This window comes from Nostoc sp. (genome assembly GCF_036917375.1).
Taxonomy (GTDB): Bacteria; Cyanobacteriota; Cyanobacteriia; order Cyanobacteriales; family Nostocaceae; genus Nostoc.
Genome location: NZ_JBALDN010000017.1, coordinates 1 through 11,139 on the forward strand (window position 1 = coordinate 1; position 11,139 = coordinate 11,139).

Genomic DNA, 11,139 nt, shown 5'->3' on the forward strand with positions numbered 1-11,139 from the left:
ATTTTATCGTACAGACTAACTAATTTAAGATGATTGCATTTACGGGCTACAGCCTAGCCACACAAAGGCTTTAACTGTTTTCGGAGATGTCTATTTTGAACCATCTCCTCTCATTTACCCAGAATTGAATACACGGACTCGCTAATACTGCACTATCTACACCAAGTTGAAAGCCTCCGCACCCTGTTGACATATTTACCATATCCAGCGGTAATAAGCCAAGTTGTAGGTTATCAGCATCACTATCTACCTTAAGTTATAAATTATTTTGTCTCAAGATAGAACAATATAATGATACCTTTCCCTCTTTTGGATATTACTTAAATTTCTAAAGATGAATTTCAAGGTTAAATAACTATGTACAATGGACACAAATATTTATCATAAAAACATCGTCAGATAGAAGAATCAAAAGTTATTTAAAACTAATGTATAGATATTGCAGGGCTTTTCAAGCAAGCAATAACTAACAACTACGTAACATCTTTTAGGAGCAAATAATATGAGTATCGAAGATAGAGCAAAAGCTTTTGCTAAAAACGTCGAAGGTAAAGTACAAGAGGCAGTTGGCGAAGTAACTGGCGATCCTAAAGATAAAGCTGAAGGTAAAGCTAAACAAGCTGAATCCCAAGTCCGCCACACCGCTGAAAATATCAAAGATGAAGTTAAAAAGACTTTAGAATAGTACAGCGCGATCGAGGTTTTTCTCGCTGTAACAAGTTGCTTAAATAACTAGATTCTGGCGATAGTGTAATAGGTGGAATTTTATTTAGGAAGAAGGTTTAAGTTAAATAATTATTTACTGAACCTTCTCCCTTTATCAATTCTGTTTTTTAACTAAGATTTTTAGGCATTTTCACAATAGCGATCGCCAAAAAATTATCAATGTATTACTGAATTTTTCAAAGGTGCTAATTTATGATTAATATTATATTTACCTATCTTTTAACAGACATCTCGTTCACGTCACAAGATAACTCTACTTATTCTATTATACTGACAGCTTTATTAGGATTAGGCTTTCTCGCTGCTACGACTATAGGATCAATTGCCTGGTACAATTCCAAACGTCCTGTAGGTTGGGAAGATAAAGAACGTCCTGAGATTGTTCCAGAAATCGATCGGTAATAATTTTTTGTCAGCCTAATTTTAGTTTTTGTTATCTAAAGGTAGGCGGATAGTAAATGTACTACCCTTACCTGGTTCAGATGTCACATCGATTGTGCCTTGATGTGCTTCGATAATACAGCGAGAAAGATATAGTCCCAAGCCACTACCAGAACGTTGGTGTTTTCCTTGACGAAATCGCTCGAATAATATTGCCTGATCTGGTTTAGAAATTCCTGGCCCTGTATCTTGGATATCAATATTTACAGCTAGCGGAGTCAGATAACAGTGAATATTTACAGAGCCTTTGTCTGTAAATTTGATAGCATTGCCAATGAGATTTGTCAAAACTCGCCGCAGTTCTACGCGATCGCCCATAATGGTGCTTGCAGTTTCATCTCGATCGATGTTTACAGCTAATCCTTTTTCTTCAGCTAAAGGAGTTAATTCTTGCGCAACCTCACCAACTAATTCCTGAATATTGCAGGGAGAAATCTTTAATGTTTTACAGCCCGCTTCATGACGATAAACTTCTAACAAGGTATTTACCATTTCCAGCAGGTCTTGATTGCTGCCAATCATGGTATTAATTATTTCTTGCAATTGTGGCGAAACATCGCAAAACCTGCCTTCCAGCAATAATTTTAAGACGCGGTTGGAGGCTACTAGGGGAATGCGTAAGTCGTGAGTAAAACGGGAGACAAAATCCGCTCGGAGATTCGCCATCTGATCTCGTTCGTCGATACTATGCTTGAGGCGCAGGAGCGATCGCACCCTTGCATGTAGTTCATCAGGATCGAATGGTTTGCGAATGAAGTCATCTGCACCAGCGTCTAATCCTTCAACAACGCTAGACTCATAGTGAGCCGTAAGCAGCAGAATCGGGATAAAGGGCAACGCCTGATTTTGTCGGATGCGCCGAGTAAATTCATAACCATCTAGCTCCGGCATCATCACATCTAAGAGAATTATGTCTGGCGGTGACTCTTCAACCATAGCCAGAGCAATCTTACTATCTTCTACCAAGCTAATTTCATAGTCCTCATCTTCTAGGACTGCTTCTAAGACCAGTAGATTGTCAAAAATATCATCGACAACGAGAATTTTATCTTTTTTGACAGTTTTAGGTAAAGACATGGCTAAATAAAAAAGAAGTGCTTGGCTATCCCTAGCAAATCTAGTAATAGCTTACTTCACCAGCGCTGAGATTATTAAGGATTAACATTTTCTTTTAGAGTTTCCTGAGTTAAATAACTATTTTATACGTAATTAAACTTACTTCTACTTTGTTGAGTGTACTATATTATTCAATAAATTACTTTTTTATAAGTATATTAGCCGCCTGAATTATCCAATTAATATGAGTGCCTGGGTGCTAAAGTGAGTTATTTTAGTCCCTTTTATGTGCATAATACCGCTTAAAGTAAGGCTAACTACTTAATAATCACCTGTTTCTACTTGCTACCAGATTTTTTATGAAAAATTGTTTAGCATAAAACATCCAGCGTTAGGTTAATGTATAAAAATATTTTTTGATTAAATTTTTATATTGTCATATCGGAACTCTTGCCTTAGAAAGGCTTACAAGATAAGGTTATTTATGTCTAATGGTAGATGAACTTCAGGTAATAATGCCAAACGCATTGCTTTTTGTATAAGATCCCGAATAGAAGAACGAGATTATTTTAATCTGTACTTTAGATAAATAACAGTAAAGTTAAGCAACTATGAGTGAAATCAAGATCCTTGTGATTGAAGATCACAACCTGACAAGAATCGGCTTGCGGTCTGCCTTACAAACTCAGCCAGAGTTTAACATTGTTGGTGAAGCAGCCAATGCAGCTGATGGTATCAAGCTTCTGAAAACTCTCAAGCCGGATGTTGCTACTATTGACATTGGTTTGCCTGATATGGATGGCATTGAGCTAACACGCACATTTAGGCAACATCAGGCAGAGAATGAGGACTACACAACAAAGCTGCTAATTTTAACGATGCAAAATAGCGAACAAGCAGTTTTAGCAGCGTTTGCAGCAGGTGCAGATTCTTATTGCATGAAGGATATAGAAACAGAGAAACTAGTAGAGGCTGTGCAAACTACTTATGCAGGTAGCTCATGGATCGATCCAGCGATCGCAGACCTTGTACTACAACAAATACGTCAAGATTTCCCCGATGGCAACAGAGGTGCATCTGGAAAAAGAGTTTTGATTGAAGGTATTGACCCAGATGTTGAGAAAAGTATAGTCAGCTATCCTTTAACTCATAGAGAAATGGATGTTTTAGAGTTGATTGTCGCTGGCTGTGACAATGCAGAAATTGCCAAAAGGCTCTATTTGACAGTCGGTACTGTCAAAACTCATGTTCGAGGTATTCTCAATAAACTCTGTGTTGCTGACCGGACACAAGCTGCTGTCCGTGCTTTGCGGGCGGGATTAGTACCGTAAGCAAGTAAGTAACCATCATCAACTGCGTACACAAGAACACTTAACAAATAAAAATATTTCTTTCCCAGTCTCCAGTAAATTGTTTTTTGGCCAAAGCAGTTAACTGGGACAAAGATTTATGAAGAAATTGTTACAAAGTTTAGTAGAATGACATAATTGACTAGATAAGTATTTTTCTATACATACATGATAGCGGATCAATTTCCCTGGCTTACCGCGATTGTCTTACTGCCGCTTGTTGCTTCTCTGCTCATCCCTGTGTTGCCTGATAAAGATGGTAAGCGCGTGCGGTGGTATGCACTAGGTGTAGGTATTGCAGATTTTGCATTAATGTGCTATGCCTTTTGGAAGCATTACGATGCCAGCAGTGCTAGTTTTCAAATGGTGGAAAATTATGCCTGGGTGCCTCAGTTAGGTTTTAACTGGGCGGTATCAGTCGATGGGCTTTCAGCGCCACTTGTGCTTTTAGCCGGATTTGTCACCACACTCTCGATATTTTCCGCTTGGCAAGTCGATCGCCGACCCCGCCTCTTCTATTTTTTGATGCTGGTACTGTATTCGGCACAAGTAGGGGTGTTTGTTGCCAAAGACTTGCTGCTATTTTTCATTATGTGGGAAGTAGAGTTGATTCCCGTCTATCTACTAGTCTGCATTTGGGGTGGGCAAAGGCGTCGTTATGCAGCGACAAAATTTTTGTTGTATACCGCAGCAGCTTCTATATTTATTTTAGTGGCAGCCCTAGCAATGGGGCTATACGGCGGCGGTGATATGACATTTGACATCACCGCCCTCGCCAGCAAAGAATATCCCCTTAATCTACAACTACTACTTTATGCAGGATTGTTGATTGCATTTGGTGTCAAGCTTGCTGTTTTCCCCATGCATACTTGGTTGCCCGATGCCCACGGCGAAGCATCTTCTCCTGTATCAATGATATTAGCTGGTGTATTGCTGAAGATGGGCGGATATGGACTGATTCGCCTGAATCTGGAACTACTTCCCGATGCGCACATTTATTTTGCACCAGTTCTAGCCATTTTGGGTGTTGTCAACATTATTTATGGTGCATTGAACTCCTTTGCTCAGACCAATATGAAGCGGCGTTTAGCTTATTCGTCGATTTCTCACATGGGGTTTGTACTGCTTGGGATTGCGTCCTTCACTGATTTGGGAATCAACGGTGCGATGTTGCAAATGATTTCGCATGGTTTGATTGCATCGGTGCTGTTCTTCTTAGCAGGTGTTACTTACGATCGCACCCACACAATGGTAATGAAAGATATGGGCGGTATTGGTCAAGCCATGCCCAAAGTCTTTGCCCTATTTACAATCGGAGCGATGGCATCCCTGGCACTTCCCGGTATGAGCGGTTTTGCTGGCGAACTCTCGGTATTTGTTGGGATGACAAGCAGTGACGTTTACAGTTCGACTTTCTGCACCGTCACAGTTTTTCTCGCCGCAGTTGGAGTTATCCTCACACCGATTTATCTACTTTCCATGCTGCGAGAAGTATTTTATGGTAAAGACGCAGCGCTGCTATGCGACATTAATAATGCAGGCTTGGAAAATCGAGAAGATGAGGGAACAGTTTGTTTTGGTACAGACTGTCTCGTGCCAGAAGATGCAGTCTACGAGGATGCTAGACCTCGTGAGGTATTTATCGCCGCCTGTTTTCTGCTGATGATTATTGGTATTGGTTTTTATCCCAAGATGGCGATGCAGATGTACGACGTGAAGACCGTTGCAGTCAATGCTAATCTTCGCCAGTCTTATGCCATAGTCTCGCAAAGCAATCCCCAGATTTATGCTAAAGGACTTTTAGTTCCGCAAATTTCCGAGGTTGAGGTAGCGCCCGTTTTAGGAACTTTGAAGTAATCTTTTCTTCTGTGGAAACAGCAATAGCTAACTTCGAGAACTTCTAGGTATCTTTCTGAGGAAGAACAAAGTATTGATAGCCTATCACTGTGGATAGGCTATCAATCCCCAATCAATCTCAGGATGCCCAACATGTTTTTTCTGGGAAAGATCCTTTTTTCCAATCTTGCCAAACCTTTACTGCTGCTCGTTGAAAAAACGCCTGCGAGTTTTGCTCTGGTGCTTCTTGAAGTTCCTTAATTTCTCCACTAAATTTATTTATCCACAAAGAGCCGAGACGATCTTCATGTGGGCCAAAGCGGTAAGTGACGCCGATATCATCCTCCTTTTCTTTTAGAATCAATACGTAAAAAGCCATAATACTTGATATTAAAATATATGCTTGCTGAATTTTAGAAAAAATAGTAATTAAAACTATTATCAATGTGCAAGTGTAAAAATAATATTTTTACTAACGTTATTTATGTCTTTGTGATTAAAAATCATTTATGACTGCCAAAATGCGAATATTTTTACTCTTCAGATGATTTTTTAACCGTGTTAAATACATTTTAAACCATCAATGAGGATACTTTAAGTTGGGTTTAGCAGCAGATATAATCGACTTTTTCTCTGTTTAGAACAGCTTTAGGCTGATACACTGCATTCAATCAGTATTCTTGAACCTCAATTTAGCAACTTACATACAAAAAACTACCATAATTCATGAGCAAATCAACCCTTTACATGGGATGCTAGTTGATGATTAGTGAGTTTTGCCAATGTCTGTTGTTTCTACCATCACTGTTAGCGTTCCCGCCACAACTGCGAATTTGGGGCCAGGTTTTGATTGCATCGGTGCAGCTTTAAAGCTGTACAACGAGTTCAAGTTCACTCGCCTGGAAGAAAGTGGGTTAATTATTCATGTCACTGGTACCGAAGCTGAACGAGTCCAAACTGATGAAAGCAATCTCCTTTACCAAGCGTTTGTCAAGTTCTATCAACACATAGAGCAAACACCGCCAACTGTGAAAATAGAGATTAAGTTAGGCGTCCCGTTGGCGCGGGGTTTGGGTAGTTCGGCGACAGCAATTGTTGGTGGGTTGGTTGCGGCTAATCAACTTGAGGGTGCTACTCTGTCTCAGTCGCAGGTGATGGAGTTAGCGATCGCAATGGAAGGACATCCTGATAATGTAGTTCCAGCCTTGTTGGGAGGATGTCGTCTCGCTGCTACTAGTGGCGCAGGTTGGGAAATTTGTGATGTTCCCTGGCATAAAGATGTTGTGCCAATTGTAGCTATTCCTAATTTTGAACTTTCCACTTCAGAGGCGCGAGGCGTTCTGCCAACTGAGGTAAGTCGTGCTGATGCGATTTTCAATACCGCCCATTTGGGCTTATTGTTGCGCGGCTTGGAAACTGGTAACGGACAATGGTTAAAGACAGCTTTGCAAGATAGATTGCATCAGCCGTATCGCAAAGCCTTGATTCCTGGTTATGATGCTGTCAACATCGCAGCCGTTAGTGCCGGTGCTTATGGTATGGTGATTAGTGGTGCGGGGCCGACACTGTTAGCTTTGGCGGATAAGTTACACTCAAAGGAAGTGGAGGCGGCGATGTTAGCTGCTTGGCAAGAAGAAGGAATTACAGCCGAGGTGCGATCGCTTTCTTTAGATACCCAAGGCGCAAAAAGTTTTTAATATTTTACTCAGCACTTAATAACTCGATTTATGGAGCAAACTCAGGCTGAAATAGCGGCGCTTAACTCTCAAATTCAAGCTCTTTTAGAAGAACGCGCCGCACTTACTATAAAAAATAATGTCATCTCTGGCGAGAATGATTCACCCCAGGCGATGGTGGAAGCTTACCGCCGTCAAGCCAGAGAAAATGCCCAATTATCAGTTGAACTCCAAGGCATAGATGCAGCGATCGCCGCTTTAGAAGGCAAGATCAAACAAAAACAAGGTAAGTTAGTGCGTTGGCAAGGTGAATCCAAACAACTTATCCTACAGCAGCAGCTAGAGGAAGCGAAAGAAGTGGCTCAGGTTCATGCTGAACGCATCAATCAACTAGCAAGTGAACTGGCCGCAGAAGTCCGTTTTCTTAAGGCTTGTGCCAATCAACTGAGTCCAATGTATTGGCAGATTTATTACAAGCCCTTTATTACTGGCTTTAAGACAATCTCTGTTCCCTATGTCCGCTCTGATGGAGAAGTGTGGACAATTGTCAACCGGATTGTTTAATGCTTTAGTTTTTGCGTTGGTATGCAATATATTCACTTCTCTTTTTTTAGGCTATCCATTACCCGAATCTTTCTCAACAAAAATATAACTTACTTAAAACTAGAGCAAAAGCATTGATAGTTATCCACTCAAAATCTCCAGTTTGTGGTTAGCGATCGCCTAGAAAATTTTTGTAATTTACATCTTCTGCTTTTGTCAAATATTCACATATCGCTTTGTTCTACAATCCTGTTCCTGGCTTATTTACAGCAATCTTAAGAAAAATGTGACTAATGCATAGCAATTTTCAAAGAGGGATTTAGGCTCAGTCCCCAAAGATATTTATTCCGAAATGGGATGCTCCCTCATGCTCAAAGATAAATGCTGCCTTTCCTCACGAGTTCCTCAAATTGTTTTGCTATAAATATAGATATACAGCGAAAACCTTTAAGAGATTTAAGATTTAAAAGTCGCTAAACATAGTTGAGGGATTAGTCATTTTTGACAATCCAGCATCTGGAAACCCGAAACCGTAAAGACCAATTACCAATGAAATCGGAGGTCTATATGATGTTTAAAAAGATTCTAGTTGCATTAGATCGATCGGAAATAGGGCAACAAGTTTTTGAGGAAGCATTGGATTTAGCAAAGTTAACACAAGCTAGCTTAATGTTACTTCATGTTCTGTCTTCCGAAGAAGAGGGTAGTCCTTATGTACCTATGCTGTCTAATATGGACTACTATCCAGGATTAACCAGTCAAAGCTTTGAGTTATACCAACAACAGTGGGATACCTTTAAAAATCTAGGAATCCAGATGTTGCAATCTTTCTGTGCCCAAGCAAACACAGCAGGTGTGACCACGGAATTTACACAAAATGTTGGTAATCCTGGTCGCATTATTTGTGATTTAGCCCATAGTTGTGACGCTGACTTAATTGTTATGGGGCGTCGGGGTCATTCTCGGCTGATGGAACTATTTCTCGGTAGTGTGAGTAACTACGTTCTTCACCATGCTCCTTGTTCAGTGCATGTTGTGCATCTTTCAGTTACTCCTAAAGGAGATGAAGTTGTCAAAAAAACTACAAACGCTTTTAGCGTTAACTAACTACTAAGCTGTTCCACATTTAACTTGCATAATTAGGGTGGCAAGACTTCGGCGCGATCGCTACTTCTCTGCAAGAGACTGCGCTAACGATAACGCTCAGTATGCCGCCTACCCCATAAAAGTTAGTTATCTTAATCAACGATCTCTGTAAATTGAATCTCCACAACTGCTCCCTAACTACACTGTATTGGGCTAAAATTGAGCGTGGGCGTAGCCCGTCATAGACATCGCTTTTAGTAAGAAATAAAAAGCCCGCTATACAAAATTAGAGTTGAGAGCGAAAAGTGGATCTATGGAAGAAGATACTATCAAGATCGTTGGTTTTCATGCTCATGTTTACTTCGATCCTGCGAGTCGGGATGCAGCTGCGCGTGTACGTGAAGGATTAGGCGCTAGATTTGAGGTGCAACTCGGACGCTGGTTTGACAAGCCCATCGGCCCCCATCCAAAAGCGATGTATCAAGTTGCTTTCTTACCGAATCAGTTTGAGAAAGTCGTTCCTTGGTTAATGCTCAATCGTGAGGGATTGGATATTCTCGTTCATCCTGAGACAGGGGATGCTGTGGCAGACCATGCAGTTCATTCCCTATGGTTAGGAGAAAAGCTAGATTTAAATATTGAGTTTCTTCAACAGCTTAGTCCGACTTTATCTAATTAAGAAAACTAAACGACGTAGTTAGGTAAAAGTTTTGCTTTGAGGCGTGAAACTTGTTCTATTGTAACTAATTATGCTGAAATTGAAAAAGTAAAATTTCTTAATAAATATACGTTTCAGCTTATGCATAGGCGCTTTAGCGGTTTGCTACAAATGCAATCAAGGAAAAATAAGAATTGGTATTAAACCCTTAATTGCAGATAACCGTTTATTAACACTTTTGTTAAAAATAGAAATAAGACATCCGCTTTGCAGAATGCTATGCTGTTAATCAGCATTATCATAAAAAAATTGTCTGATGAAAAACATCTCTGCGAAAGAAAAAATTGCAGGCATTTCCCAATTTGGCAAAATTAATTTCAAAGTCACGAAGAAACAGATTTTATTTAGTACTCTTATTCTCTGCCTTGGTTTGCTGGGACTAGGTGGTTTCTGGTTTAAATCCAGATATAAATTTGATAATCAGATGAGTGTAAAACTACAAGAATTATCTAATGTCGATTATCCAGCCAATCCTGCACCATTAGGAAAAAATTTTAAAAGATATTCTAATCGAAAATTAACACTGATTAAGAAAGATGATACGCATTTCGATTTCGTATTGGAAGCAACAGATAAAAACACGGCAAAAATAGTTATAAAAAATGTTGATTTAGAGCTATTGGTTCCTAAAGCACCTGAATGGGTTAAAAAAGATCGAGGTTTAGAAATAATCGCTTTTACAGATAGGGAGTGGAACAGACAACAGATTAGTTTTCCTGCTAATTCCAAAAATATAGAAATTGTAGGAGGAGATGGTTTTGAAAAACAAAATATTGTAGAGATAGCTTTGGCTAATAATTGCTTAAATGCTGGATTTTGGGAAATTTTACTTTTTACTAAAGAGGATAATAACAAAACCCTTTATTATCAAAGTTGGTTTACTTTCCCAATTGGACATTACAAAAATATTTTTGAAAAAATTAATAAGATTTCATATTGGCAGCATTGGTGGAAATTAGAACACTGGCAAGATCCGAGTGGCACAATAGTAAAAACTAATCTTTTAAGAAATGTCATCGATCAAAAAGAAGTTGTTACTCAGTTCCCCCTTGATGAAAAGATAATTGTATCAGGAGAGCAAAGTAGAAAAGTTAGAACTACGCTAGTAACCAACATCACCAAATGGAGAGATTTTTACGACGTTAAAAATGAAGTTAAGTTTGCAAGTTTTCGAGCGCCAGGATTTTACGATCAAAATAAGCCTTGGGGAAATCAATACTGGAGAATAGGCAAATTTGACAAAGCCATTTTAAGGAATATTAAACCGATTGGCGTGGAACAAAATTTACAGGAAATTGAGTTAGGATTCACAGATACTAAGACTGGCGAAAAAAATAGATTATTCATTAGTGGCATTAATCTAAAAACGCTTCCTCAATTGCCTATAACAGATTATTCCAAAGGTTTATATATGCCGATGGGAATTGGGATACCTCCTTTTTATCAAAGCTATGAAGAATTAACTAAAAATCATCCAGATGTCAGCCCCTATTTCAGTTTTTTACTAGATTCACAGGGGCGATGGATAGATCATCACCACTTAGCAGTTGATGGTTCAGTAATGCACCTTGATAAAGATAACTCAAATCTTTTGCATCTTTACTTGCTATCCTACGAAAGAAATACTTTAATAGCTCATTTTTTGATCGATTTAACATAGTTATAGCTATTCTCGGTTGAGTGGGGCTTTTGTTACTTTAGGGAGAAA

General features: G+C 39.3%; 11 protein-coding genes. 9 read left to right on the forward strand and 2 right to left on the reverse strand.

The window, feature by feature from the left end:
• Positions 1–502 precede the first annotated feature (502 nt).
• Both V7K45_RS04430 and psb35 read left to right on the forward strand, forming a co-directional pair.
• Positions 503–685: a CsbD family protein gene (locus tag V7K45_RS04430; protein WP_094351326.1), complete on the forward strand. Its 183-nt coding sequence runs from the start codon at positions 503–505 to the stop codon at positions 683–685.
• A 233-nt stretch (positions 686–918) separates the two neighbouring features.
• Complete coding sequence (gene psb35, locus V7K45_RS04435; RefSeq protein ID WP_335000770.1) at positions 919–1,128, forward strand: photosystem II assembly protein Psb35; 210 nt, start codon at positions 919–921, stop codon at positions 1,126–1,128.
• 21 nt (positions 1,129–1,149) lie between these two features.
• Here the strand turns inward: psb35 and V7K45_RS04440 are convergent, their stop codons facing one another.
• On the reverse strand, positions 1,150–2,244 hold the full coding sequence (locus V7K45_RS04440; RefSeq protein ID WP_335000772.1) for a hybrid sensor histidine kinase/response regulator: 1,095 nt from the start codon (positions 2,242–2,244) through the stop codon (positions 1,150–1,152).
• A gap of 590 nt (positions 2,245–2,834) precedes the next feature.
• On the opposite strand from V7K45_RS04440, the gene V7K45_RS04445 reads away from it, so the two are divergent.
• Positions 2,835–3,554: a response regulator transcription factor gene (locus V7K45_RS04445; RefSeq protein WP_335000774.1), complete on the forward strand. Its 720-nt coding sequence runs from the start codon at positions 2,835–2,837 to the stop codon at positions 3,552–3,554.
• Positions 3,555–3,740: 186 nt separating this feature from the next.
• Entirely contained in the window at positions 3,741–5,429 is a 1,689-nt protein-coding gene (locus tag V7K45_RS04450; RefSeq protein WP_335000776.1) for an NAD(P)H-quinone oxidoreductase subunit 4, read from the forward strand.
• A 118-nt stretch (positions 5,430–5,547) separates the two neighbouring features.
• Here the strand turns inward: V7K45_RS04450 and V7K45_RS04455 are convergent, their stop codons facing one another.
• A complete protein-coding gene (locus V7K45_RS04455; protein ID WP_335000778.1) occupies positions 5,548–5,853 on the reverse strand; it encodes a hypothetical protein in 306 nt (101 codons plus the stop codon).
• A 337-nt stretch (positions 5,854–6,190) separates the two neighbouring features.
• On the opposite strand from V7K45_RS04455, the gene thrB reads away from it, so the two are divergent.
• The 5 genes from thrB to V7K45_RS04480 all read left to right on the forward strand — a co-directional run bounded on the left by thrB (position 6,191) and on the right by V7K45_RS04480 (position 11,091).
• On the forward strand, positions 6,191–7,105 hold the full coding sequence (gene thrB, locus V7K45_RS04460) for a homoserine kinase (RefSeq protein ID WP_335000780.1): 915 nt from the start codon (positions 6,191–6,193) through the stop codon (positions 7,103–7,105).
• Positions 7,106–7,135: 30 nt separating this feature from the next.
• A complete protein-coding gene (locus tag V7K45_RS04465; RefSeq protein WP_335000782.1) occupies positions 7,136–7,648 on the forward strand; it encodes a hypothetical protein in 513 nt (170 codons plus the stop codon).
• Between the two features lie 549 nt (positions 7,649–8,197).
• Positions 8,198–8,734, forward strand: a complete 537-nt coding sequence (locus tag V7K45_RS04470) for a universal stress protein (RefSeq protein WP_335001037.1) — start codon at positions 8,198–8,200, stop codon at positions 8,732–8,734.
• 292 nt (positions 8,735–9,026) lie between these two features.
• Positions 9,027–9,392 (forward strand): DOPA 4,5-dioxygenase family protein, encoded by a 366-nt coding sequence (locus tag V7K45_RS04475; RefSeq protein WP_335000784.1) that lies wholly within the window; start codon positions 9,027–9,029, stop codon positions 9,390–9,392.
• Between the two features lie 295 nt (positions 9,393–9,687).
• On the forward strand, positions 9,688–11,091 hold the full coding sequence (locus tag V7K45_RS04480; RefSeq protein WP_335000786.1) for a hypothetical protein: 1,404 nt from the start codon (positions 9,688–9,690) through the stop codon (positions 11,089–11,091).
• The last annotated feature ends 48 nt before the right edge of the window (positions 11,092–11,139 follow it).